The sequence below is a fragment of the Dactylosporangium sp. CA-092794 genome, from assembly GCF_050948465.1.
In the GTDB taxonomy this organism is placed as follows: domain Bacteria; phylum Actinomycetota; class Actinomycetes; order Mycobacteriales; family Micromonosporaceae; genus Dactylosporangium.
The window spans coordinates 9,773,901-9,798,583 of record NZ_CP192044.1 but is presented as its reverse complement, the minus strand read 5'-3'; the positions used below and the strand labels follow the sequence as shown (position 1 = coordinate 9,798,583).

General features: G+C 72.5%; 21 protein-coding genes. 8 read left to right on the top strand and 13 right to left on the bottom strand.

Annotated features, from left to right (window positions below; genetic code table 11):
* Positions 1-56: 56 nt before the first annotated feature.
* Both ACQPXD_RS41965 and ACQPXD_RS41960 read left to right on the top strand, forming a co-directional pair.
* Positions 57-1,448 carry an OFA family MFS transporter gene (locus tag ACQPXD_RS41965; RefSeq protein ID WP_432828241.1) on the top strand — a complete coding sequence of 464 codons (1,392 nt, stop codon included), beginning with the start codon at positions 57-59 and terminating at the stop codon, positions 1,446-1,448.
* Positions 1,445-1,552: an MFS transporter small subunit gene (locus ACQPXD_RS41960; protein ID WP_432828239.1), complete on the top strand. Its 108-nt coding sequence runs from the start codon at positions 1,445-1,447 to the stop codon at positions 1,550-1,552. The genes ACQPXD_RS41965 and ACQPXD_RS41960 overlap by 4 nt, the downstream gene beginning before the upstream one ends.
* A gap of 488 nt (positions 1,553-2,040) precedes the next feature.
* Here the strand turns inward: ACQPXD_RS41960 and ACQPXD_RS41955 are convergent, their stop codons facing one another.
* A complete protein-coding gene (locus ACQPXD_RS41955) occupies positions 2,041-2,643 on the bottom strand; it encodes a hypothetical protein (protein WP_432828237.1) in 603 nt (200 codons plus the stop codon).
* A 400-nt stretch (positions 2,644-3,043) separates the two neighbouring features.
* Here ACQPXD_RS41955 and ACQPXD_RS41950 point away from each other — a divergent pair, with 400 nt between their 5' ends.
* Both ACQPXD_RS41950 and ACQPXD_RS41945 read left to right on the top strand, forming a co-directional pair.
* Positions 3,044-4,261: an alginate lyase family protein gene (locus ACQPXD_RS41950; RefSeq protein WP_432828235.1), complete on the top strand. Its 1,218-nt coding sequence runs from the start codon at positions 3,044-3,046 to the stop codon at positions 4,259-4,261.
* A gap of 1,810 nt (positions 4,262-6,071) precedes the next feature.
* A complete protein-coding gene (locus tag ACQPXD_RS41945) occupies positions 6,072-6,908 on the top strand; it encodes an amidohydrolase family protein (protein ID WP_432828233.1) in 837 nt (278 codons plus the stop codon).
* An 828-nt stretch (positions 6,909-7,736) separates the two neighbouring features.
* On the opposite strand, the gene ACQPXD_RS41940 is transcribed toward ACQPXD_RS41945, so the two are convergent.
* From ACQPXD_RS41940 to ACQPXD_RS41925, 4 genes are all read right to left on the bottom strand, one after another.
* Positions 7,737-8,357, bottom strand: a complete 621-nt coding sequence (locus ACQPXD_RS41940) for a nucleoside/nucleotide kinase family protein (protein ID WP_432828231.1) — start codon at positions 8,355-8,357, stop codon at positions 7,737-7,739.
* 11 nt (positions 8,358-8,368) lie between these two features.
* Entirely contained in the window at positions 8,369-9,157 is a 789-nt protein-coding gene (locus tag ACQPXD_RS41935) for an SDR family oxidoreductase (protein WP_432828229.1), read from the bottom strand.
* A 79-nt stretch (positions 9,158-9,236) separates the two neighbouring features.
* Entirely contained in the window at positions 9,237-10,073 is an 837-nt protein-coding gene (locus ACQPXD_RS41930; RefSeq protein ID WP_432828227.1) for a hypothetical protein, read from the bottom strand.
* Positions 10,070-11,038, bottom strand: a complete 969-nt coding sequence (locus ACQPXD_RS41925; protein ID WP_432844152.1) for an LLM class F420-dependent oxidoreductase — start codon at positions 11,036-11,038, stop codon at positions 10,070-10,072. Before ACQPXD_RS41925 ends, ACQPXD_RS41930 begins: the two co-directional genes overlap by 4 nt.
* Before the next feature lie 174 nt (positions 11,039-11,212).
* Here ACQPXD_RS41925 and ACQPXD_RS41920 point away from each other — a divergent pair, with 174 nt between their 5' ends.
* Complete coding sequence (locus tag ACQPXD_RS41920) at positions 11,213-11,419, top strand: hypothetical protein (RefSeq protein ID WP_432828225.1); 207 nt, start codon at positions 11,213-11,215, stop codon at positions 11,417-11,419.
* Between the two features lie 68 nt (positions 11,420-11,487).
* Here the strand turns inward: ACQPXD_RS41920 and pth2 are convergent, their stop codons facing one another.
* From pth2 to ACQPXD_RS41900, 4 genes are all read right to left on the bottom strand, one after another.
* Positions 11,488-11,844 (bottom strand): peptidyl-tRNA hydrolase Pth2, encoded by a 357-nt coding sequence (pth2, locus tag ACQPXD_RS41915; RefSeq protein WP_432828223.1) that lies wholly within the window; start codon positions 11,842-11,844, stop codon positions 11,488-11,490.
* 773 nt (positions 11,845-12,617) lie between these two features.
* On the bottom strand, positions 12,618-13,427 hold the full coding sequence (locus ACQPXD_RS41910; RefSeq protein WP_432828221.1) for a metal-dependent hydrolase: 810 nt from the start codon (positions 13,425-13,427) through the stop codon (positions 12,618-12,620).
* 43 nt (positions 13,428-13,470) lie between these two features.
* Positions 13,471-14,118, bottom strand: a complete 648-nt coding sequence (locus ACQPXD_RS41905; protein ID WP_432828219.1) for an SDR family NAD(P)-dependent oxidoreductase — start codon at positions 14,116-14,118, stop codon at positions 13,471-13,473.
* 306 nt (positions 14,119-14,424) lie between these two features.
* Positions 14,425-14,928, bottom strand: a complete 504-nt coding sequence (locus ACQPXD_RS41900; RefSeq protein WP_432828217.1) for a DUF1707 SHOCT-like domain-containing protein — start codon at positions 14,926-14,928, stop codon at positions 14,425-14,427.
* A gap of 187 nt (positions 14,929-15,115) precedes the next feature.
* Here ACQPXD_RS41900 and ACQPXD_RS41895 point away from each other — a divergent pair, with 187 nt between their 5' ends.
* Both ACQPXD_RS41895 and ACQPXD_RS41890 read left to right on the top strand, forming a co-directional pair.
* Positions 15,116-16,540: a sensor histidine kinase gene (locus ACQPXD_RS41895; protein ID WP_432828215.1), complete on the top strand. Its 1,425-nt coding sequence runs from the start codon at positions 15,116-15,118 to the stop codon at positions 16,538-16,540.
* Complete coding sequence (locus tag ACQPXD_RS41890) at positions 16,537-17,202, top strand: response regulator (RefSeq protein WP_432828213.1); 666 nt, start codon at positions 16,537-16,539, stop codon at positions 17,200-17,202. The genes ACQPXD_RS41895 and ACQPXD_RS41890 overlap by 4 nt, the downstream gene beginning before the upstream one ends.
* A 412-nt stretch (positions 17,203-17,614) precedes the next feature.
* Here ACQPXD_RS41890 and ACQPXD_RS41885 read toward each other — a convergent pair whose 3' ends face one another.
* The gene (locus tag ACQPXD_RS41885) at positions 17,615-19,042 is read right to left on the bottom strand and encodes a GH1 family beta-glucosidase (RefSeq protein WP_432828211.1); all 1,428 of its coding nucleotides are present in this window, start codon (positions 19,040-19,042) and stop codon (positions 17,615-17,617) included.
* Between the two features lie 251 nt (positions 19,043-19,293).
* On the opposite strand from ACQPXD_RS41885, the gene ACQPXD_RS41880 reads away from it, so the two are divergent.
* On the top strand, positions 19,294-19,638 hold the full coding sequence (locus tag ACQPXD_RS41880; protein WP_432828209.1) for a plasmid mobilization protein: 345 nt from the start codon (positions 19,294-19,296) through the stop codon (positions 19,636-19,638).
* A gap of 663 nt (positions 19,639-20,301) precedes the next feature.
* Here ACQPXD_RS41880 and ACQPXD_RS41875 read toward each other — a convergent pair.
* The 3 genes from ACQPXD_RS41875 to ACQPXD_RS41865 are packed head-to-tail and all read right to left on the bottom strand — an operon-like array spanning position 20,302 to position 24,678.
* A complete protein-coding gene (locus tag ACQPXD_RS41875; RefSeq protein ID WP_432828207.1) occupies positions 20,302-22,545 on the bottom strand; it encodes a DUF3488 and transglutaminase-like domain-containing protein in 2,244 nt (747 codons plus the stop codon).
* Positions 22,539-23,654 (bottom strand): DUF58 domain-containing protein, encoded by a 1,116-nt coding sequence (locus tag ACQPXD_RS41870; RefSeq protein ID WP_432828205.1) that lies wholly within the window; start codon positions 23,652-23,654, stop codon positions 22,539-22,541. Before ACQPXD_RS41870 ends, ACQPXD_RS41875 begins: the two co-directional genes overlap by 7 nt.
* 4 nt (positions 23,655-23,658) lie before the next feature.
* A complete protein-coding gene (locus tag ACQPXD_RS41865) occupies positions 23,659-24,678 on the bottom strand; it encodes an AAA family ATPase (RefSeq protein WP_432828203.1) in 1,020 nt (339 codons plus the stop codon).
* Positions 24,679-24,683: the final 5 nt, after the last annotated feature.

Genomic DNA, 24,683 nt, shown 5'->3' with positions numbered 1-24,683 from the left:
GCTCGCGCATCGACGCCGAACGATCTAGGCTGAAATCCGGCCAAGGGAGGCGCTCGATGTCATTGCTGACGGGCCTGGACTCCAGGCATACGATCGCGCCGGAGGGGTACAGCCGCTGGCTCATCCCGCCCGCGGCGCTGTCGGTGCATTTGTGCATCGGCCAGGCGTACGCCACCAGCGTCTACAAGAACTCCCTCATCGCGCACTTCGGCACCGGCCAGACCGCGATCGGCATCATCTTCAGCATCGCCATCGTCATGCTCGGGCTGTCCGCGGCGGTCGGCGGCACCTGGGTCGAGCGCAACGGCCCGCGCAAGGCGATGTTCGTCTCGGCCTGCTGCTGGGGCGCCGGATTCCTGGTCGCCGCGCTCGGCATCGGCACGAAGCAGCTCTGGCTGGTGTACCTCGGGTATGGTGTCCTCGGCGGCATCGGGCTCGGCATCGGCTACATCTCGCCGGTATCGACGCTCATCAAGTGGTTCCCGGATCGCCCGGGCCTGGCTACCGGCCTGGCCATCATGGGCTTCGGCGGCGGCGCGCTCATCGCCAGCCCACTGTCACGGCAGCTGCTGTCGCTCTACGACGCCGGCTACGATCCGGGCAACGCGAAGTCGGTGGCCAACGGCTCGGCCCTGGTCCTGCTGTTCGTCACCCTGGGCATCGGCTACTTCCTCATCATGATGTTCGGGGTCTTCAACGTCCGCGTGCCGCGCCCCGACTGGCGCCCGGCCGGCTTCGACCCCGCCGAGGTCGCCGAGAAGCCCCTGGTCACGACCGCCAACGTGAGCGCCGCCAACGCGATCCGCACCGGCTCGTTCTGGCTGCTGTGGGTGGTGCTGTTCTGCAACGTGACCGCCGGTATCGGCATCCTGGAGCAGGCCAGCCCGATGATCCAGGACTTCTTCCGCGACGGCGGCGCGTCGACGGTCAGCGTGGCCGCGGCCGCGGGCTTCGTCGGCGTGCTGTCCCTGTTCAACATGGCCGGCCGCTTCGCCTGGTCGTCCACATCGGACGTGATCGGCCGCAAGCCGATTTATATGGTGTACCTCGGCGTCGGCATGATCCTCTATGCCCTCCTCGCCTCGGTGGGTCACACCGCCACGGCCTTGTTCGTCCTGCTGGCCGGCTTTATCCTGTCCTTCTACGGCGGCGGCTTCGCAACCGTGCCCGCTTACTTGCGTGACCTGTTCGGCACCTACCAGGTCGGCGCCATCCACGGCCGCCTCCTGACCGCCTGGTCCGCGGCGGGTGTGGCCGGCCCCCTGATCGTCAACGGCTTCCTCGACGCCCAGGGCAAGCCCGGCACACTGACCGCCTCCGCATATCAGCCCGCCCTCTTCACGATGGTGGGCGTGCTCGCGGTCGGCTTCATCGCCAACCTGCTGATCCGTCCGGTTCCGCAGCGGTACCACGAGCAGGCTCCCGAGCCGGAGAAGGTGGCATCATGACCCCGCAGACCCTGCGCCTGGCCCTGGCCTGGGCCCTGGTCGCAGTCCTCCTCGGCTACGGCGTGATCGAGACGGTGATCACTGCCGCGAAGCTCTTCGGCTGACCCTCCGGCCCACTCGCCATCCGTCGCCGCCACCCGCGGCCGGGTGAGGTCCCGGGCTGACCCTTGGTCCGCTCGCGGCGCCGGGCGTCCACATCACCGGTGGCCGTCGCGGCAGACGCCGTCGCGGCCAGCGGCGCCGTCAGCCGGCGGTAGGGCGCAGTCACCTCGACCTGCGGCGAAGTCAGCGGGCCGCGGCGCCGGCTGCCGACCAGCACGATCCCCCGCGCGGTGCCGCCGGCTCAGCGCCGGCCTATGCGGCGTGGACCGCGCTGGGCGGTTCGCCATCGCGGTGTCGTCCGCCCAGGCCAGCGCTCGCCGGCACGAGTTGTTCGTCGCGACTCGACCCCGGCCGCTGCGTCTGGCGCGCGTGTCGTTCCGCGCGGCGCAGCCCCGGCCGCTGCGTCTGGCGCGCGTGTCGTTCCGCGCGGCGCAGCCCCGGCCGCTGCGTCTGGCGCGCGTGTCGTTCCGCGCGGCGCAGCCCTGGCCGGTCAGGCCTGCGCCGCGCGGCGCCGTCCTTCCCCGAAGAACGCCCCGAGATCGGGCAACTCCCGCACCGGGTGCGCGGCGCCGAACGACACGTTCCAGAACTCACCTTCACGCGGCGTCCACGGCCCGACGTACGCATACGGCTCGTCGATCGTCGAGTCCCCGGCGGACACCCCGTAGTTCACGTCGTCGAGCGATACCCCGACGTCGAAGTGCTCCGGCCACAGCACGGGCGTCTGGTCCGCGCTCAGCCCGCGCAAGGCCGCATCCCCGGCCGCGAACGCGGCGAGAATCTCCGGTGCCCCATCGAGCACGATGACGTCCTGCTCGGCGACGCCCGACCCGTCGGGATACAGGTCGCGCGGTGCTCCGGCCTCGACTCCCGCCTCGGCGGCAACGTCCGCGAACGTCCGGCCGGCCAGTGGCACCCGCCGCCCTCCACCGACCACCAGCATATCGCCGGCCACCGCCAGATCGGGCGCGGCCACGGTAGCGAAACCGTCCGCGGTCACCCGCAGACGGATCGTGCCGCTCGCCCGATGCTGCGGCCCGGCGAGCACGAGTTCGGCAAGCCCGTGCAGAGAACGTCGACTCAGATTGGTCACCACACCATCATGACCTCACCCCCACACCCCGCCGCACTCCCATGGTCATCCCACCCGCGCGGCCACGCTTTGCGATGTCACCTTGATCGCCCGCCTCGCCGCCGTCGGCCCGGACGGCCTCGCGACGTGAACGCGGACGCCTGGCGCTCCGCCGTTGATCCGGGTTCGACTGGCGGCGTTACGGCGATCGGTCGTCGGCTCCGCTCGTGGGCCCGCAACGTCTCGCCGGCCGGGGCGCCGTGGCCTCAGGAGCATTGCCGTCGGCCCGGACGGTCCGCTGGCCGGGCGAACCTGATAGCGAGCGGAACAGGTTCTTAAGTTTCGATGTGCTGGCTTCCCCGGGTACCACCGTCAAATTAGGAAGAGTCCCTAACAGATCGTCGTTGGGGAGGCTTTTCCAATGTCACGACGGCTCGTTCTGCTCGGCGTGGCCGGGCTCGCGGTCGCCATCGCCGTGGCCGGTGCCACCTATGCGTCGGCCGCCTCGTCCGGCGCGCGCGCCACCCAGGTCGCCACCGTGCCCGCGGCGGCCGCGGCGCCGACCACATTCGCGCACCCGGGCGTGCTGGTGAGCCGGGCGCAGCTTGACTTCGTCCGGGGCAAGGTGCAGGCCGGGGCGCAGCCGTGGAAGGCGGCGAACGACCAGATGATGGCCTCGAAGTACGCCTCCCTCTCGCGCACCCCGAAGCCCCGCGCCACCGTCGAGTGCGGGTCCTACTCGAACCCGAACAACGGCTGCACGGACGAACGCGAGGACGCGATCGCCGCCTACACGCTGTCGCTGGCGTGGTACATCACGCGGGACGCGCGATACGCGACCAAGGCCATCGCCATCATGGACGCATGGTCGGGCACCATCAAGGACCACACCAACAGCAACGCGCCGCTGCAGACCGGCTGGGCGGGCTCATCGTGGCCGCGGGCGGCGGAAATCATCCGCTACACCTACGGCGACTGGCCCGGCCAAGCACGCTTCGCCACCATGCTGCGGACAGTGTACCTGCCGAAGCTCATCAACGGCAGCAGTAGCAACGGCAACTGGGAACTGTCCATGATGGAGGCCGCGATCGGCATCTCGGTGTTCCTGGAGGACCGCGCCAGCTGGGACAAGGCGATGGCGAAGTTCCGGGCCCGCGTCCAGGCGTACCTCTATCTGACCACCGACGGCACCTATCCCAAGGGCATCGGCTCCATCGACACGAAGTCGGAGATCATCGGGTACTGGCAAGGCCAGAGCACCTTCGTCGACGGCCTGGCACAGGAGACGTGCCGCGACTTCACGCATACCGGCTACGGCATTTCGGCGATTTCGCACATCGCGGAGACGACCCGCATCCAGGGCCAGGACGTGTACCCGGAGATCGCCGACCGCCTCCGCCACGCGCTAGGCTTCCACAGCAAGTACCAACTCGGCGAGGCGGCGCCGTCCTGGCTCTGCGGCGGCAAACTCACGCTCGGCCTCGGCCCGGTCACCGAGGTCGCGTTCAACGCGCTGCACAACCGGATGGGCATCGCGATGACCAACACGCAGCGCCTGACCGAGCAATCGCGCCCAGCCGGCAGCAATAACTTGTTCGTAGCCTGGGAGACGTTGACCCACGCGAACAACCCGGCCTGACCCGTACCGTCGCGCACATCAAGGTCGTCCAGGCCGACCCGCCCCAGCGCACGGAAACGGCGAGTCGGTGGGGTCGGCTGGCGACCGGACGTCACCCGGCCCAGAACCGCGTGAACCCTCGATCTGACCTGTGCCTCAACCGGCCCGGAGCTGCTTATCGCCGAGCGCGCCCGGGCCGGGTCGCCCATCCGCACCGCGCGGTCGCGTCCGCTGGCGGTGGTGTACGAGGGCGGCGCCTGATCTTGGTGGTTCATGTCGGGCGGCCGCCGCGGGCTGGACGTCGATGGCCGCCGGTGGGGGCACCGCGGTCATCCGCCCCGCCCCACCCCCGGATGGCGCGGCGGGCCGGAGCGGATGTATGTCTCCGTGATCATGCTGCCCGCGGTGGCCGCACCACGGGTTTGCCATGATCCCGGAGACTTGTGGTACACGGGGGTACATCAACGCTCCGTGATCATGAAAAACCGTTGGTGTCGGGGCCAGTTGCGCATGATCACGGAGACTTCCGGCCGCTACGCCGTGCTCCACAGCGGCCAGCGCCCGGCGGGCGAGACGTGATCGCCGGCCGCGCCCCGCCCAGCGCGTTGGGACGCATGGGACGCGCAGGTCGGGCACCCACGTGGCCGCCATGCCGGCCGGCGGCCGGCGGTGCCGGCGTGACGGTGCCGGCGTGACGGTGCCGGCGTGGCGGTGCCGGTCCGTGTCGGGCACACCATGGTCGCTCCGCGCCGGGCACCGCCCCTGCGGGCAGAGCACAGCCGCCACCGAACCGACCGTCGCCGCATCGCAACCACCATGAACAGCCGCTGGCCACCTCATACACCACGCCGGCGGGCGTGACCCACCGCGCCACGCCCTCGCGCCGTCGCCCGCCGCCGCTTGCTATGCGCTGTCGCGTCCTGCTCGCGTTGCACCGCGTCGTGCCCTCGTGTCGACTGCAGCGGCTTGCCACGCCGTCGCGTCGTTGTCGCGTTGGAACCGCGCCATGCCCTCGCGTCGCCTGCAGCCGCTTGCCGCGCTGTCGTGTCCCTCCCGCATTGCGGCGCCATGGTCTCACGCCGCCTTTCGCGGCGTGCCGTGCACCGTCAGCAGCTTCGCCGTGGCCGCGTCCATGGGCAGCTGCGACCGTCGCGGGCGCGTGCGCCGCTCAGCTTGTGAACCACCGCGCGCTCCGCCGGCACCGGCCTAAACTGCGACGGGTGAGAACCAGCGCCGTAGGCAACGCCGATGCCACTCGCGAATTGCTCGCCCGAACGGCGCCGCTGTCGTGGCGCGTGCCATTTCCTCCGGCCGCCGCCCGTGCAGCGCCCGCGTTCCTTCACGCGACCATGGTTCCGGTGCCGAGCGTGCGGACGTCTACTGTGGACGCTATCCGTTTGCGCACCCAGCGCCGCCTGGAGGCCGATGGCCACGAGGACGGCCCCGCACCGGGCCGGCGATTGCTCCACCATCGCCATGACTCGACCGATCGTGCGGGTGGCGTAGCCGAGCAGCCGGTCCTGCTCGCCGCCCGGGGCGACCAGGCAGGCGGCGGTCGACTCGCCCATGACCGTGCTCTCCGGCCGAGCCGGCCGGCGCAGCGGCATGCGCATCATCGTGCCCCAAGCGCACGAACAGCCGCTTGCGGCGGCGGCCGGATAGGCGCACGCGACCCGGACCGCACCGAACTCGCCGCGCTCACGCACCGCCGTTGCCTGAGCCGGCGGTCACGGCGGTGTGCGGGCTCTCGCGCCCCGGCCGTGCGGTCGGCCGCGCGCGGCGTCGACGCCCGGGCCGGCGCGCTCGGGCTAACCGGGGCGCGGTTGACGTGATGGACGAGCTGTTCGACGTACACACCCACTTCATGCCACCGCGCCTGTTGCGGCGGGTGTGGGCGTATTTCGACGAGCAGGGTCCACTGATCGGCCGGCCCTGGCCGATTTTGTACCGGGGATCCGACGCCGAACGCGTAGAACTCCTGCGGAGTTTTGGCGTGCGGCACTTCACCGCCCTGGCCTACGCGCACCGGCCCGGCATGGCCGTCGCCCTCAACGAATGGACGCTCGACTTCGCCGCCCGGACGCCCGGCTGCCTGCCCAGCGCCACGTTCTTCCCCGAGCCGGACGTGCTCGCACACGTCGATGCCGCCATCGCCGCCGGCGCACGGGTCTTCAAGGTACACCTTCAGGTCGGAGGTTTCGACCCGCGCGAGCCCATGCTTGCTCCGGTCTGGGACCGCCTCGCCGCGGCCGCGGTGCCGGTCGTCGTCCACGCCGGCTCCGGACCGGTCGCCAACGGCTTCACCGGCCCGGGCCCGTTCGGCGAGGTGCTGCGCCGCCACCCGGGACTGCTCGCGATCGTCGCTCATCTCGGCGCTCCCGAGTTCGAGGGCTTTCTCGATCTGGCCGGTGAGCATCCGGGGGTACACCTGGACACAACGATGGTCTTCACCGAATTCTTCGGTGGCCCTCCGGCGTCCCTGCTGCCACGGATCCGCGCGCTGGGCCTCGCCGGCCGGATCCTGCTCGGCAGCGACTTCCCGAACATCCCTTACCCGTACACCCACCAGATCGACTCGCTGCGCCGTCTCGACTTCGGCGAAGCCTGGCTGCGGGCCGTGTGCTGGGAAAACGCGGCCCGCCTCTTCGGCGTCGAAAAAATGTCGTAGGTGGCCGCTACGATGACCGCGACTGGCCAGAAAAGATCGACAACTGCATATCACTCCCGTGGTCCGGCCACGCCCGGCGCGCCGCGCTCGGCCGGCCGAGCCCGGATCGCCGCAGCCCGACCGGCCACTGGGGGTGGGATAGAAGCGACGCCGCCGGCTACACCAAATAGCGGACGCACCAGCTCAGGTGCGGCCTCCGATCGCCGGCCCGTCCAACCTTGGCGCGGAGCGCAGTGACGCCGCGGAGCACGCGTTCGCGCGCCAGGGCCGGACGGGCCGGCCCTACCCGGCAATGCGTTGGTGGCTCCGTCGCCACGGTCATGCCTGCCCGGGCTCGCGCGAAGCGCGGCGGAGGGCTGTGGTGCGCAGCGGCCAAGGAGACCGATCACCGAACCATCCGTTGCTTCGTCGCTTGCCCCGGCGTGATCCGGACCGGCCTCGCTCCCGGACCGGCCTCGCTCCCGGACCGGGTGGCGCTCGGTGAACGGCCGCGCCGGACGGGGGCAGGCAGGCCACCTCGGGTGCGGTTGCTTCGGCGCAGCCTGGGCCGTAACACGCGGCCAGCCCGCGGCGCGGGCCTCTGGGCATTCCGCACCGCCGACGACCGTCGGGCGGCGGTTGACCACCACCGGGTGGCCGCTCCCACCTTGCTGCCGGCCACGCGCCTGCGGACTGGCCGCCCGTTGCTGACCGGCCCCGCGGCGCGGACCGTCCCGGTGTTGCCGACTGGCCGCCCGCTGCTGACCGAGCCCGCGTTGCTGACTGGCCCCGTGTTGCGGTGCGCCGGGTGGGTGTTGCAACCCTTGTGGTGCGGTGACCGGCCGGCCGCTACCTGCTCAGGATCAGGTCGGCGCGGTTGCGGGTGCCGGCGATCACCTCGGCGTTGCGCTCATCGCTGCGGGTCACCCAGTCCTGAGCGGCCGGCAGGGCTAGGCCCTTCGCGAGCTGGCGGCGCACGAGCGACTCCTGGCGTACCTCGTCGGGGGCGTCGAGGTACAGGACCAAGTCGAGCAGGCCGCGGACCGAGGCCCATGGGCCGTGGTCCAGCAGCAGGTAGTTGCCCTCGACCACGATCACGCGCACGTCGGACGGGATCGGGATCACGCCGCCGATGGACTCGTGCAGGCTCCGGCTGTACGACGGGGCGTAGACCAGCTCCTCGCCGGCGCGCAGGCGGCGCAGCAGGTGTACGAAACCAGCCGCGTCGAAGGTTTCCGGCGCGCCCTTGCGGTCGGTCAGGCCGAGGCGTTCGAGCTCGGCGTTGGAGAGGTGGAAGCCGTCCATCGGCACCGCGATGCTGGACAGTCCATTGTGGATGTTCAGGGCATCCGAGAGCGCCGCGGAGAGGGTAGACTTGCCAGCGGCCGGCGGGCCGCAGATGCCCACGATGGTGCGGCCCTGGCGGCCGCGCGCGAAGGGCACGACCACGTCCAGCGCGGGCTGCAGCATGTCGGGCTGCTTCATGACAGGCTGTCGCGCAGATTGCGCATGCCGGCCAGCCAGCGGTCGGTGTCGGTCGCGCGGTTGAGGTAGTACTTCGCCACCTCGGGGTGCGGCAGGATCAGGAAGCGCTCGGCGTCCAGGCCGGCGACCACGGCGTCGGCGACCAGATCGGGGGAGAGGACCTCGCCGCCGGCCGCGGTGACCTTGGCGCCGATGTGGCCGGCCTTCAGGCCATCCTGCAGCATCGGGGTATCGACGCCCTGCGGGCAGAGGGCGCTGACCTTGATGCCCTGCGAGCCGTACGTGATGGAAAGCCACTCGGCGAAGGAGACCGCGGCGTGCTTGGTCACCGCGTAGGGAGCGTCGCCGACCGCGGTCAGCAGGCCGGCCGCGGAGCAGGTGTGCAGCAGATAGCCGCCGCCACGCTCGAGCATGGAGGGCAGCGCGGCGCGGGCGGAGTAGATGTGCGACAGGACGTTGACGCCCCACGCGCGCTCCCACGTCTCCGGCGACGCCTCCAGGCCGGCGCCGGTGGTGATGCCGGCGTTGGCGCAGAACAGGTCGATGCGGTCGTAGCGCTCGAGGGTCTCCGCGACGACCTCCGCCACCTGCTCCTCGCTCGTCACATCCGCCTCGACGCCGACCGCCTCGCCGGGTAGGCTCGCCGCAAGGGCCGCGGCGGCGGCGCCATCGAGGTCGGCCAGGACGAGCGCGGCGACCTTCTCCGCGGCGAACCGGCGGGCGAGCGCAGACCCAATCCCACCGGCAGCGCCGGTGATGACCACAACCCGGCCATCCAGCCTCACGGTCGTCCTCCCAGGTTGCACAACGTCTCCACCGGCGCGGGCGCGCCGCCGGCGGCGATGACGACTCGGCCGTCAAGCTTCACGATGGTCCTCGCAAGGTCTTCAGCGGCTTGGGCACGATGACGACGATCGGGCCGTCGAGCCCGGCCACCGTCGTCCGAGGCGGCGTAGGCGCGGTGACGCCGGTCGGCCCGCCGAGTCTGGCTGTCGCCGTCCGGTGTGGCGCAGCCGCGGTGGCGACGACCGGCCCGACGAGCCCGGCTGCCGTCGTCCGCGGTGGCGTCGGCATGGCGGTCGTCCCGTCGACTTTGGCGGTCTTCCCGGGTGGCATCGCTGCGACGGCGACGATCTGCCCGTTGAGCTGCGCTGCCGCCGCCCGCCGTGGCGTAGGCGTGGCGGTGGCGATCGGCCCCTGGAGCTGCGTGGTCGCTGCCCGGCGCGGCGCGGGTTCGGCGGCCGCGGTCGGGCGGTTGGGCTGCGCGGTGGCGGCCGGCCCGTTGAGCTGCGTGGTCGTTCCCCAGCGTGGCGCGGGTTCGGCGGTCGCGGCCGGGCCGTTGAGCTGCGCGGTGGCGATCGGCCCCTTGAGCTGCGCGGTCGTTGCCCGGCGTGGCGCGGGTTCGGTGGTCGCGGTCGGGCGGTTGGGCTGCGCGGTGGCGGTCGGCTCCTTGAGCTGCGTGGTCGTTGCCCGGCGTGGCGCGGGTTCGGTGGTCGCGGTCGGGCGGTTGGGCTGCGCGGTGGCGATCGGCCCCTGGAGCTGCGCGGTTGTAGCCCGGCGCGGTGCGGGTGCGGCTGTGGCGGTCGGGCCGTTGAGGTGCGCGGTCTTGGCGCGGGGCGTCAGCGATCGGGCCTTCGAGCTCAGCGGTTGCCGTGCGGGGTGGTGCTGGCGTGGTCGGGCGATCGGACCGTTGAGGTTCACGGTCGTCCTCCGAGGGCGCGCAGCGTCTCCAGCAGCGCGGGCGGGCCGCCGGCGGCCAGGTCGCGGGTCGGCAGGAGGGCGATGACGGGTGTGGTGACCCCGGCGGCGGCGTAGCGCTGCAGGTGGGCGTGGCATTGTTCGGGCGCGCCGTGCACGATCAGCGCATCCACCACCTCGTCCGGGATGGCGGCGAGTGCGCCGCGGCGGTCGCCGGCGGTCCAGGCGTCCCACATCGGCTTGAGCACCTCGCCGCGGCCCAGCCAGCGGTGGAACGCCGCATAGGCGGGCACGGTCAGGTACGCCGCGATGAGTCGGCGGCCGGCCGCGCGGGCCTCGTCGGCGTCGGCCGTGGGGCACACGAAGATGCGCGCCACCACCTGGAAGCCCTCGGGCGCGTCCGCCAGCTCGGCGCGTGCGGTCGCCACATCCTCCACCGACAGCCAGTTGAGGATCGCGCCGTCGGCCTCGGTCGCGGCCAGGCGCAACATGCGCGATCGCAGACAAGCCAGGAGCAGCTTCGGGGCTACGGCCGGTGCTCGCTCCAACCGGAACCGCCGCACCGCGAACGTGCCGAAGTCGCCGTCGGCCAGCTCACCGGCCAGCGCGGTGCGTAGGAAGCGCAGGACGCCGCGGCTGCGTTCGTACGGGTGATCGAAGGGTACCGCATTCCAGTCTTCGACGACCACTGGTGAGGAGGCGCCGATCCCGAGCGTGAACCGCCCCGGGGCAGCCTCGGCCAGGGTCGCCGCCTGCATGGCCAGCAGGGCGGGACCACGGGTGAAAACCGGCGCGATCGCGGTGCCCAGCCGCAGCGTAGGCGACCACACTGAGGCCAGCGCCAGCGGCGTGAACGCGTCCGCGCCCGCAACCTCCGAGGACCACACGTCCGTGTACCCGAGATCCGGTAGCGTTGAAAGCAACGCTGCGTGGTCGGGCAACGGGATCCCCGTCAACGGGATCGTCAGCCCCCATTGGCTGTTCATCAGCCGATCATCTCCGCGAAACGGCCGATGTGGCAAGCAGATCGGCACACTCGTCCAGGAGCCCCGACGTTGCAGCCGGTAGGCGGCCGACGTAGCCTGGCGCGGGTTTCACCGCGAGCGCGGATTCACCATGTTCACCGAGAGAAGGAGCGCAACATGCTTGGTCTGGAAAAGAAGCTCATGAAGGAGTGGGAAGGCAAGAGCGCCCAGGAGCTCGCCGACGCCCCCGTCACCGCGATCGCCGGCGTCAGCGAGGGCGACGCTGAGAAGCTGCTCGCCGCGTTCAACATCAAGACCGTGCGCGACCTGGGCACCAACAAGTACTTCCGCTGGGCGCAGAGCATCGTCACGCTCGCCGACTGACGACGCCTTGCGCACCGACGGCCGCTCCCCGACGGGGGCGGCCGTTTCCGTGTCCGGGGCGCTTCGGCCTACAGCAGCGACAGGGAGCCGGTCACCGGCTGTAACGCGGCACCGCGCGCCGGTCCGATCGCGCAGCACGTGGCAGTGCCGGCCGCCACCTGGGTACGTCCGGCGTCGTGCACCACCTCGACGGGCAGCCCGGCCTCCTCGGCCGCCGCGACGACGAGCCCGAGCGTGTCCTCGTCGCCGACCTTGAGCACGACCTTCGGCTGCCCGGCCCGCCACCAGTCGGCGAACGCCGCGGTCCGCTGCTGTCGCACCGCCGCGGCCACGGCGGCATGCGCCGCCTGCGCAGCGATCTTACCCTTGCCCATGCCAAGATCGGTGCGCATCACGATGACGAGCCGGGTTTCCTGCGCATTCACGGCCGCATCGTACTGTCCGCAGCCCCGCCGCCGGGCCGTCCCGCGCGCAGCGCCCGACTTATCGGATCACAACGACTTTGCCCCGAATCCCGTTTTCGATCACCTGCGGCGCGGCGAATTGACGCCGACCGCGGCACGCCTGCTGGCGTGGTGTCTGAGGCCCGCGCGCCCTGATCGTGCCAGTTGATGGTGGCCGCCGCCGCAGGCCGGGCGTCGGTGGCCACCCGCTGGGGGCGCGCCGGTCATCGGCGCCGACCCTCGATGTGGCGCGGCGGGGGCGGGACGGTGCGGATGTCGTACCCGCCGGGCGCGGCCTCCGATCCGCGCGGCCGGGCCGGACGTATGTCTCCGTGATCATGCTGCCCGCGGTGACGGCACACCGGGTTTGCCATGATCCCGGAGACTTCCGGTACACGGGGGTACATCAGCGCTCCGCGATCATGAAAAACCGTGGTGTCGATGCCGGGTTGCGCATGATCACGGAGACTTCCGGTCGCTGCGCCGGTTCCCGGGCGCCGGTGCCGGGCGCGGGCGGAGCACGGCTGCGGCGGGCTGCCCCCGGACCGCACGCGGCGCAGCACGGCGTTACCGGCGCCGGTCCGAGGAGGACACGCTGAGCTCATACACCACGTCGGCGGACGCGACCCCGACCCGCCCGCCCGCCGCGCGAGGCGGGCGCGCTGCGCGGCAGCGTTAACGCCACGCCACGCCCCGACGCGCCGGCCGCGCGGGCCGGGATCGACGCCAGTGGCTGATGGGCTCGGATAGAACGACTAGAGAACGATGTCGAAGCGCTGCATCATGATCGGGGCGATCAGCACCGCGCCCGCGAAGATGGCGACCGTCGCGAACACCGTGCGCAGGAAGACCGTCTCCGTCTTGTCGCCGGCGGTCAGGGCGATCGAGTGGGGCAGGCCGATGCATCGCCACATCCGGCGGCCGGTGGGGATCGGCCACAGGATGGGGGAGCCGTGCCGGGTGATCATGTCGCCGAGCAGGTGGATCAGGCCGCCGACGCCGACCGCGAGGCCCAGCAGGGGGTAGCCGCGATCGCCCGGCAGTCGCTCGTACACCACGAAAGTGGCGCCCGCCGCGGCCAGGGTCACGATAACCCAGCCGGCGCGTTCCGCCCAGCGCTCGAAGAGGCCGCGCAGGGCCAGGGCGAAGGCCACGAAGAGCACGCCCATGACCGCCCACTTGCCGTAGGCGTTGCACAGGGCCAGCGTGCCGTACCCGACGCCGACGTTGAAGACGAGCGTGTGGGTCAGGGTGCGGTGCCCGTTGTGCCGCGGCGGGTCGTGCTTCATGCGGGTGAGCTTGTAGACGCCCAGCGAGAACTTCTCGATGCACTCGGCCAGGAACAGCGAGAACACGCCGAACGTGTGCGCCACGGTCGCGCCGCCCTGGCGGCGGGTGACCCGGCCGGAGAGGTCGAGGTCGGGCACCAGTGCGCCGCCGGCGCAGATCGCGGTGCCGACGGCGAGCTGCAGCGGGGTCTGGTGGAAGTGCGCGAGCTGGTCCAGCGCCAGCGAACCGGTCAACCAGACAGCCGCCCCGGACAGCGCGTGCGACGAGCCCATCATGGCACGTGACTATCCCAGGTGGACGGTCATTCGTACATAGGTCCTACAGTCGCATCAATGTACCCGCAACGTCGAGTGTCGTTGCCGTCATGGTGGCCGCGGCGTCCGAGGCCAGGTAAAGTGCGGCAAAGGCGGCGTCGTCCACGGTGGACTCGCATGGTGTCCAAGACACGACATTCGCCCGCACACCGAAGTCGGCGACGAGCCGCGCGTAGTGCTGGGTGAGCGCCGTCACCCCGCCGCCGACCGCGTTGGTGGCCGGGTCGGGCCCGCGCGGGGCAAGGGTGACGACCGCGCCGGCACCGGTCTCGGCCATGGCCGGCACGAATGCCTGCAGTGCCTGGAAGACGGTGGTGAGTCCACTGTCGACCGTGTGCTGCCAGCCGGCGGCGCGGTCCGGGCAGGGCAGGACGAAGAGCAGGTCGGGCGCGCCCAGCTCGGTCAGGACGCTGGCCCGCACGGCCTCCATTGCCGCGGCATCGGTACCTTCGGCGACGATCCCGAGCGCCTCCGTACCGCCCCAGCGCAGTTCGTCCACGAGGTCGGCGAGCTGGGACTCATCGGGGCCGACGGCGGCGATCCGCGCGCCGCGCTCGGCCAGCAGCCGGCACACCGCCGCGGACACGCTGGCGGTGTCGTCCCGGCCGCCCAGCACGACCGCGACCCGGTCCTTGAGCTCGAAGAAGAACATGTGCGATGCCCCTTCCCGGATCGACGGGGCTCGCCACATGCCGGCGGCGGCCCCGATTCTGACGTGCCGGTCGTGGCGAGTCCGCCTGCTGCTGTTGGATGCGGCGGCGGTACCAGCGACCCTCGCGTGTTGGTGCTGTGCGGCTTGCGCGACCGGGCGCTTGGCCGGTGGGACCCCGGCGGTGTCAAGGTCTGTCGGGACGTCGAGCAACTCGTCCGAGCCGGAGCCGGTCCCCGCCGGCTCCCGTGGTCCGGCCCCAGGACCGAGGGGCCGCCGCCTGCGTGCTGGCGGCGGCCCCGGGTGGTGTCAGCGGTTCCAGCCCTGCCGGTCCGACGCGGCCCCCCACGGTCCGCGCCCCCAGCCGTGCTCGGCCGCGGCCCCCCACGGACCGCGACCCCAGCGCGGGTGGTGCCCGCCGTAGGCCCGCCAGCGCGCATGCCTGGCCAGGCCGATCACCAGGAAGAAGAGCGGGATCGCCGGCCAGAAGAAGTGCGCACCGGACAGCACCCACAGCCCCGTCAGCGTCGCCGCGAGCACGGCCACGAAGGACGCGTGTCGCCGCAGGTGCCGGCGGCTGTCTTGGGCGAGCTGCTCCTTCGCCTCCGGCGTCTCGTAGAGCCCGCGCCGCCCCCCGTCGGGCAGATCGGCGGTGAGCGGCGGGAGTTCGTCGCGGAATTTCGCGGCGTACACCTGGCTGAGCCGCTCCTCGCCCTCCTCGAGTGTGAGCCGGCCCTCGGTCATGCCCGCCCGCACCATGTTGGCGTACTGTTCGCGCTCCCCGTCCGAGGCGCGTACCCGTTCGCCGGCCATGTTGTCGGCCCCCTTCCGTTGTCGGACTCCAGCGTGCCGACCGGCGGCGTTCTGCGCGTCGCACCGGCGACGGCTCGTGTGGTACCGCTCTGGGCGCAGCCGGGCCGGGCGTCTACTCCCGCGGGAGTACACGCCGCCGCGCCGGGAAGGCGATGCCGCAGGTAGGCGCCTCTACTACGGTTGTGCTGTGAGACGACCGCCGTGGGCCGAGGAGCGCCGAGCGGAGCGCCTGGAGCGCAGGTTCGAACGCATCGAGCAGCGGGTCAACACGCGTCGGTGGGGCGGCCCGCACCCGGTGCCCTTCGCGGTGTTCATCGCGCTCATCCAGGTGCTCGGCACCCGTGCCGCCGCCTACGGCACCACCGGTCACGAACTGGACCAGACCGGCTACTTGTTGCTGATCGCAGGCCCGGCGGCGCTGCTGCTGCGGCACAAGCTGCCCCTGGCCACGCTCGCCGGGGCGCTGACCGCCACGGTCGCCTATTTCGCGCAGCAGTACCCCGATGGGCCGGGCTTCATCGCCGCGATCGTGGCCGTCTTCACCGCCCTGTCGGCGGGCTACCGCTGGCTGACGTGGATCGCCGTGACCGCCGCCTACACCACGTTTGTCGTGCTGGCAATGCCGCACATCTCGATCGGCCGGCTCATCGCGATCGGGGTATGGACTCTCATCATAGCGGTCTTCGGCGAGGCGGCCCGGGTGCGCGGCGTGCGGTACACCCAAATGGCCCGCGACCGGGCGCACCAGGCGGCCCTCGCCCGCGCCGAGGAGGAGAAGGCCCGCACCGAGCAGCACCGCCGCCAGGCCAGCGACGAGCGGCTGCTCATCGCCCGCGAACTGCACGACGTCATCGGCCACCACCTGTCGCTCATCAACGTGCAGGCGGGCGTCGGGCTGCACCTGATGGACGAGCAGCCCGAGCAGGCCCGGGTCGCGCTGACCGCGATCAAGCACGCCAGCGCCGAGGCGCTGCGCGAGACCCGGGCCGTGCTGGCCGGGCTAAACCCGGGCGGGGTCGCCCCGCGCACCCCGGCCCCGGGCCTGGCCGACCTGGAGCGGCTGGCCGACGAGGCGCGCGGCGCGGGCCTGCCGGTCACGCTCGACACCGTCGGCGTCCCGCGGCCGCTGCCGCCGCAGGTGGACCGGGCGGCGTACCGCATCGTGCAGGAGGCCCTCACGAACGTCCGCCGGCACGCCGGCCCGGACGCCACCGCCACGGTCGTCGTCGGCTACGCCGCGACCGAGCTCACCCTGGCGATCACCGACGACGGCACCGGTCCGAAGCCGCCCGACGACACCGCGAGGCCGGCCGACACCGCGAAGGCCGACACCGCAAAGCCGGGCGATGCCACGCGGCCGGGCGACGGCGCACGGCCGAGCGAGGCACCGAAGCGCGTGGATGGCGCGCGGTCGAACGAAGCCCCGAAGTCCGGCGACAGCGTGCGGGCGGGCGACAGCACGAAGTGGGGCGACGCCGCGCAGGGCAATGGTATCGCGGGCATGCGACATCGGGCGGCCACCTTCGGCGGTACCGTCGAGGCCGGCCCGCGCGAGGGCGGCGGCTTCGAGGTGCGTGCGACGATTCCGCTCCGGGAGGACGACCGATCGTGATCAGGGTATTGCTCGCCGACGACCAGGCGCTGGTGCGCGCGGGCTTCCGGGCGCTGCTCGACGCCCAGTCCGACATTGAGGTCGTGGGCGAGGCGGCCGACGGCGCGGAGGCGGTTCGGCTCGCCGTGCAGACCCGGCCGGATGTCGTGCTCATGGACATCCGCATGCCGGTCCTCGACGGCCTGGAGGCGACCCGCCGTATAGCCGCCGACCCCGCCCTGTCCGAGGTGCGGATCGTCATCTTGACCACGTTCGACCTGGATGAGTACGTTTTCGAGGCGCTGCGTGTCGGCGCGAGCGGCTTCCTGGTGAAGGACACCGAGCCGGTCGACCTGCTGCGCGGCGTCCGCGCGGTCGCGGCCGGCGACGCGCTGCTGTCGCCCGGCGTGACCCGGCGGCTCATCGAGGAGTTCGCCAGCCGCTCCCGCGCCCCGCTGGCCCCGATGTCGCTGGACACCCTGACCGACCGCGAGCGCGAGGTGATGGCGCTCGTCGGCGCCGGACTGTCCAATGAGGACATCGCCGCGAAGCTCTACGTCAGCCCGGCCACCGCGAAGACCCACGTGAGCCGCGCAATGATCAAGCTCGGCGCCCGCGATCGAGCGCAGCTCGTCGTCTTCGCCTACGAGGCCGGCCTCGTCCGCCCGGGCTGGCTGGGCTGACCGGGCTGGCTGGGCTGACCGGGCTGGCTGGGCTGACCGGGCTGGCTGGGCTGACCGGGCTGGCTGGGCTGACCGGGCTGGCTGGGCTGACCGGGCTGGCTGGGCTGACCGGGCTGGCTGGGCTGACCGGGCTGGCTGGGCTGACCGGGCTGGCTGGGCTGACCGGGCTGGCTGGGCTGACCGGGCTGGCTGGGCTGACCGGGCTGGCTGGGCTGACCGGGCTGGCTGAGCTGGCTGGGCTAACCGGGCTGGCTGGGCGGAGCGTGAACTCGACGAAGCCAGGCCGGCGAACCGGGCCTATTCGCCTACGAGGCCGGCCTCGTCCGCCCGGGCTGGCTGGGCTGGCTGAGCTAGCCGGGCTGGCTGGCCGGGCGGAGCGTGGACTCGACGAAGCCAGGTCGGCGAACCGGGCCTACGCAGGCAGGCCGTTGCGGGCGATCACGCCGCGATACCACTCCGCGCTCGCCTTGCGCCGCCGGTCCATTGTGGACCGATCCACCCGGATCAGGCCCCACTGCTGCGAGTATCCCTCGGCCCACTCGAAGTTGTCCAGCAGCGACCACACGTGGAAGCCCTGCAGGCGCACGCCGGCCGCGATCGCGCGCTGCGCTGCGGCGATGTGGTCGCGCAGGAACGCGATCCGGTCGTCGTCCTGGACGTCGTTCGGCGACGGCATCCCGTTCTCCGTAACGGTCAGCGGCAGGTCGCCGTAGTCCCGTTTGAGGCGGGTCAGCAGGTCGTACAGCCCGTCGGGGTATACCTCCTGCCACGTCGCCTGCGTCGTGACGTGCGGAGACGCCCGGCCGCCCTGCGCGGTGACGCGGATCGGGTTGTAGTACTGCACGGCGAGCAGGTCGGAGCGCTCGCCGATGACCGCCGGGTCGCCGTCGTGGATGGCCTTGCGCACGGGTGCATTCGCGGGCTGCGCCGCCAGCCAGTCCGCCGGATAGCGCCCGAGCAGCACAGGGTCGAGCCATCGCCGGTTTTCCTCGCCGTCGACGGCGGTCGCCTGCTCCGCCGCCGCGGCCGAGGCATCAGCAGGATAGACCGGCGAGAGATTGAGCGCTGCCCCGATCTGTCCTTTTCGATTGGTACCACGAAAAGCCCGCACCGCCAGCCCGTGCCCGAGCAGCAGATGGTGCCCGACCACGTTCGCCACGCGCCGGTCCCGCTTGCCCGGGGCGTGCGTGCCGGTGGTGTACCCCAGCGACACCACGGTCTTCGGCTCGTTGAGCGTCAGCCAGGTGGACACCTTGTCGCCGAGGGAGTAGAACATCTGTTGGGCGTAGTCGGCGAACCACTGAGCACAGTCGCGTTGCTCCCAGCCGCCCTTATCCTGCAGGGCCTGCGGCGTGTCCCAGTGGAACAGCGTCGCCACGGGCGTGATGTTGCGCGCCAGGAGCCCGTCGACCAGCCGATGGTAGAAATCGAGCCCCTTGGCGTTCAGCGCCCCGCGCCCGTCGGGCAGCACCCGCGACCACGAGATTGAGAACCGGTAGCTCTTCAGCCCGAGGTCCTTCATGAGGTCGAGGTCCTCGTACATCCGGTGGTAGTGATCGACGGCGACGTCACCCGTGTCGCCGCCGCGCACCCGCCCCGGCTGGTGGCTGAACGTGTCCCACACCGACGGCCCGCGCCCGTCCTCGGCCGCAGCCCCCTCGATCTGGTACGCCGACGTCGACGCCCCCCACGCGAACCCATCCGGGAACCGTGGCCCACCGGACCCGCCCGAAGCGGGCCCGGCCGCCGGCGCGCCCTTCGAGCGCGGCGCATCGTCCGGCCCGCAGCCGGCACTGACCGCCCCGACGGCGGCGAGGGTGAGCAGGTGTCGCCGTCGCATCCAGCAACCGTAATGGGTGCCCGCCACCCACCCGCCCCACCAGCACACCATGCACCCCGGCCCGGCACGACCCCTGCACCCCGGCCCGGCCCCTGCCGTGCGGCCCGGCCCTTGCCGCGCAGCCTGGCGCGGGCCCTGTCGTGCGGCGCGGGCCGGGCGTTGTCGTGCCGCGGGGCCCTGTCGTCCAGCACACCGGGAGCGGCATACGCGGAGACCAAGACGGCATATCCGATTACGGCATGGGAGCAGGCATGAGCAAGGCGGAGGACGTGGACCCAGTGACGGGGCTGAGCGTGGCCGAGATGGAGGCGCTGGCCGAGGATCTGTATGAGCACCGCGATGAAGCAGCCGGTGACGTGGTGCCGAGCGAGGCGGTCGCGGAAGTGCGCTCGGTGGTGTCGGTTCGGTTCAGTCGCACCGAGCTCGACGGGATTGCCGCGGCGGCGAGTGCGGCCGGGCAGGCGCTGTCGACCTACATCCGCAATGCGGCGCTGGCGGCGGCGCTTCCCATCGACGTCGACGCCGCGCGGCGTGAGCTCGGCACCGCTACCCGCGCGCTGCATCAGCTCGGGCGGAGCCTCGGTGCCGCGGCTTGACGGGCGTGCGCTCCCGAGGGCGCAATCAGGCGCGGCGGCTCCAGCGCCGCCGGCGGCGCACGACGAGGACGAGCTTGGGCCCGGTCAGGAGGTCAGGCGTAGTGGCTCGAGCGGAGCCGCTGGTCACGTCCGGCTGGCGTGGTGTATGAGGCCAGCGCCCGATCCTGGTAGTTGATGGCAGGCTGCAGCCGCCGCAGGCTGGGCGTCGATGGCCCGGCGGGCACAGCGGTCGTCGCGCCGACCCCCGGGGCTGCGCGGCGGCGGCGGGGCGCGGCGGCGCGGCGGGGCGCGGCGGCGCGGCGGGGCGCGGCGGCGCGGCGGCGCGGCGGCGCGGCGGATGTATGTCTCCGTGATCATGATGCTCGCGGTGGCCCGGCACGGGTTTTTCATGATCCTGGAGACTTTTGGTACACAGGGGTACATCGCCACTCCGTGATCATGAAAAACCGGTGGTGCGGTGCCCGGTTCGGCATGATCGCGGAGACTTTCTGTCGCTGCGCCGTGTTGCGTGGCGTGCGGCGCCCGGCGCGTAAAGCACCGAAGCGACCGCCGCCTCACATCAAGCCAACACGATCAAGTGCTGACCGCCTCCACCCACCACGCCGGCGGATGTGACCGAGTTGCTGCTGCACGGCGACGGTGCACGGCCAAAAAAGGTGGCCGTCAGGGGCGGCGGTGCCAGCGTAGGGGGCGGGGGTCGAAGGTCCACAGCAAGCGGCGCCACCAGGGGCGGCGGGACCTCAGGTCGGTGAGGTAGGCGGTGGCCTGCGCGGTGGCGTGGGCGGCGGCCGGCTCGTCGAGCAAGGGTGTGCCGGGGGCGAAGGCGACCGTGTTCACCAAAGCGGCCAGGTCGTCGACCGGAGGGGTTGCGGGGCGCAGGCGGGGGCCGGGGGCGTGGGCGGGCACGGTGGCGGCGGTCGCGGCGTAGGTGGCGATCTCGCCCGCGGTCAGGTGAGCGGGTGCGGGGCGGCCCGCCTGGCGCAGGGCCAGGAGGACCTCGGTCCAGGCGGCATCGATGCGGGCGGCTGGCGGGCCCTCGGTGAGGCGCCTGCGGCGGCGGTTGCGCAGCACGAGTGGTACCGCCGCCAGAAGACCCGTCACGAGGAGCAGCGCGGCCCCGGTGGTCGCGGCGGCGATGAGCAGCGGGCCGGTGGCGCCTGGGGCGGGGGCGGCGGGCGCGGCGGAGGCGGAGTGCGACGGCGGTGCGCTCGCCGGCTGGGACGGGGGCGGGACCGCGCTGGGCGGGGGCTGGGCCGCGGGGGGCTTCGGGCGGAAGTCGTCCTCGACCGGGCGCTGGACCGTGTCGGACTTGGGCAGCGGGTCGAAGGCGACCCAGCCGAAGCCCTTGAACAGGACCTCCGGCCACGCGATGGCGTCGGCGCCGCGGATGGCCTTGTCGTCCTTGTGGGTGCGGAAGCCTACGGCGACGCGGGTCGGCAGGCCGGACAGCCGGGCCAGCACCGCGAAGGCGGCGGTGAACTGCTCCGACGTGCCCTTCTGGCCGCCCAGCTGCTTGTTGCCGAAGAGGAAGTGTTCGACGTTGGGGTAGGCGTGGCCGCTCGGGGCGTCGGCGACCAGCTTGTAGTGCTCCTCCAGCCACTGCTGGATGGCGAAGGCGCGCTGGTACGGATTGGAGACGCCCTCGCCGAGGTGGGCCGACAGCTGCGCGATCGAGTCGGGGACCTTGCCGGGGAGGGTCAGGTAACGGGCGGCGTCCTCGGCTGAGGGTACGTCCGCCACGAACAGCTCCTGGTCGTCGGGGCGGGGGTCGCGGCGGGAGACGACCGTGTAGGTCAGGCCCTGGTGCAGGGGGTCGGCGAGGGCGATGGTGCCCGTGTCGGCGTCGAAGGCGACCCGCACGCCGTCGACGCGCTGCGGGGTGGCGACGGCCGGGAGGAGCCGGCCGTCGAGCTCGTCGATCGTGATCTCCTGGGTCACCTCGGGGGCGTCGCCGTCGGGGCGGCCCAGGACGCGGCCGGCGTTGCGGTAGACCGAGCCGATCCGCCAGGTGACGCCGTCGTAGTCGTTGAGCACGGCCAGGCGGATCACCGGCTCGGCGGCGGCGCCCGGGCCGGGGGTGACGACGGCGTCGAAGAGGTGCTGGTCCTTGTTGAGGTTCCAGCCGGAGAGCCGGACGAGCGGGTTCTCGTCGAGGGCGTCGAGCTGGGGTGGGGTCACGTAGTTGCGCGGGTCGACCGGGGTGTCGTTGCCCTGGCCGGCCACGGCGGGGCCGAGCAGCTGGGAGAGCACGACGACGACGGCGAGGCCGGCGGCCGCGCCGGCGCCGACGCGCAGGCCCAGGGTCCGGCGCTGGGTGCCGGTGAGCGTGTCGGGCGAGAAGTCCGGGCGGGCGCTCGCGATCAGGCCGAGGGCGCCGAAGGCGGCGTAGGCGAGCGGCACCCACGACGTGGCGCGCGCCGCCGTGGTGTCCGGGCCGACGAGGTACAGCGCCCCGCCGTACAGCAGCGTCGGCGCGGTGTAGGACAGCAGCACGCGGCCGTAGCGCACGCCCACCTCGACCGCGGCCAGGCCGGCCAGCCACGTGGCGATGACCGGCAGCAGCACCGTGTCGGGCTGCGGCTCGATCGGGATCAGGGCGGTGAGCAGCCGGGGGATGCTGTTGCGCAGCGCCTCGCGGGCCACGTCGGGCACCGCGCCGGGGATCTGGCCGGCCCGGGCGGAGACACGCACCGTGATGAACACCATCGCCGCGAGACCCAGCACCGAGGCGGGCGCGGCGGTGAAGGCCGGCAGGCGGCGCACGGCGAGGCCGACGAGCACGGAGGCGGCCGCGGCCACGGTGGTGAGCAGCGGCAACAGGGTGCCGTTGTAGATGGGCGCGAGCGACACGCCGGCCAGCACCAGCATACCGAGCAGGGCGGCCGGGACGAGCAGACGTCTCACCATGTCTGCACCCCGTCCCACGCGGCGGCGAACTCCTCGCCGTCGCGGACGGCGAGCACCACCACCCGCTCCAGCGCCGGGCGGTCATCGCCGAACACGCCCGCGACGAGCGTCGGATAGGCCGTCCGCAGCGCGCTGACCTGGCTCAGATCGGACGAACCGGTCAGATAGACGAGCGTGTCCCCGACCCGCTCGGCCTGCAAAACCGAAATAGACGAAAAATCGGAAATGTCCGAAATTTCGACCGAGGCCAGCACGTCGAGGAACGAGCGAGCCGAGGAGCCCGAAGCGTGGGCGGTGCCGGAGAGCAAGCGCAGCGCGATCGGGAGCGCGTCGCGGAAGGCGGCTAGGACGATCGACGCCGCCGCCTCGCAGGCCGACTCGAAGAGCTCCGGGTCGGGATACGACGATCGCCGATCATCCAGGAGTACCACCAAACGAGGCAGGCTGGTGTCGAGCTGCTCGCGCACCATCAGCTCGCCCACCCGCGCCGACGTGCGCCAGTGCACCCGCCGCAGCTCGTCGCCGACGACGTACTCCCGCAGTGTGTCGAACGTGATCGTGCCGTGCGGCACCCGGTCGTCGCGCCCGTCGAGCGACCGCGCGACCCCGGTCGGCACGGCGGTGAGCCGGTGCACCCGCGGGTAGACCCAGACCTGCGCCGTGCCGCCGTAGCCGCGGGCCAGCGCGAGCAGCCCGAGCGGGTCGCGGCGGACCACGTGCAGCGGGCCGATGGCGATCACGCCCCGGCGCTCGGTCGGCACCGGGTATTGCGCCGTCGTCTCGCCCCCGGCCCGCAGCCGCAGCAGCGGGACGGGCACGGTGGTGGGCCCGCAGCGATCGTGGGCGACGAGCGTGGCGCCGCGCAGCCGGCTGGCGTTGCCGACCCGCAGCGTGACGGTGCTCGACTCGCCGCGCATGACCCGGTCCGGCTCGACGCCGCGGGAGACGGTCAGCCGCGGCCGCCACCAGACATAGCCGGCCGCGAACACCAGCGCGGCCACGCTCGCGGTGCCAAGAACGACGAGGTGGGGGTACCCGAAGACGAGCCCGACGCCGAGCAGCACCGCGGCCGCGGCGCACAGCCCGGCCCCCCGAGCGGTGAGGCGCATCGGCTCAGGCCGCGACCGGGGACGGCACCGGCACCGCGTCGAGCACCTGGCGCACGACCTCGGCCGGCGCGACGCCGCGGACCTGCGCGTCGGGGGAGAGCAGCAGCCGGTGCGCGAACACCGGCTCGGCGAGGGTCTTGAGGTCCTCGGGCACCACGTAGCCGCGACCGTCGGTGAGCGCGTAGGCGCTGGCGGCCCGGGTCAGCGCGATCACGCCGCGCGGGCTGACCCCGATGCGGATCTGCGGGTGGGCGCGGGTGGCGTTGGCGAGCCGAACCGCATAGCCCAGCAGCGGCTCGGCGATGTGCACTCGCCGGGCCAGCCGCACCAGCTGGGCGACCGACGCCGTGTCGGTGACCGGGTCGAGGGCCTCGGGGGAGCGGGCGACCGCGCCGCGCAGCACCTCGATCTCGACCGCCTCGCTGGGGTAGCCGACGGCGAGCTTCATCAGGAACCGGTCCAGCTGCGCCTCCGGCAGCCGGTAGGTGCCGTCCATCTCGATCGGGTTCTGGGTGGCGACGACGAGGAACGGCCGCGGCACCCCGTGGCGGACGCCGTCGACGGTGACGTAGCGCTCCTCCATGACCTCCAGCAGCGCCGACTGGGTCTTGGGCGAGGCGCGGTTGATCTCGTCGGCGATGACGATGTTGGCGAACACCGGGCCGGGGTGGAACTCGAAGCCGCGGGTCGCCTGGTTGAAGATGGTCACGCCGGTGACGTCGGAGGGCAGCAGGTCGGGCGTGAACTGGATGCGCCGCCACTGGCCCTGCACGCTGGCCGCGACCGCCCGGGCGAGCGTGGTCTTGCCGACCCCGGGCACGTCCTCGAGCAGCACGTGCCCCTCGGCCAGCAGCGCCGTCATCGTCAGCCGCACCACCTGCGGCTTGCCCAGCACGATCGACTCGACGTTGCGGGCGAGGCGCCCGACCAGCTCCGCCGCGGCGGCGACCTCCTCTGCGCCCAGTGTGGCTCGATCGGCGTTGTGCGGTATGCCGGCTTCCATGGGCTGTTCAGGCGCGATCACGGTGC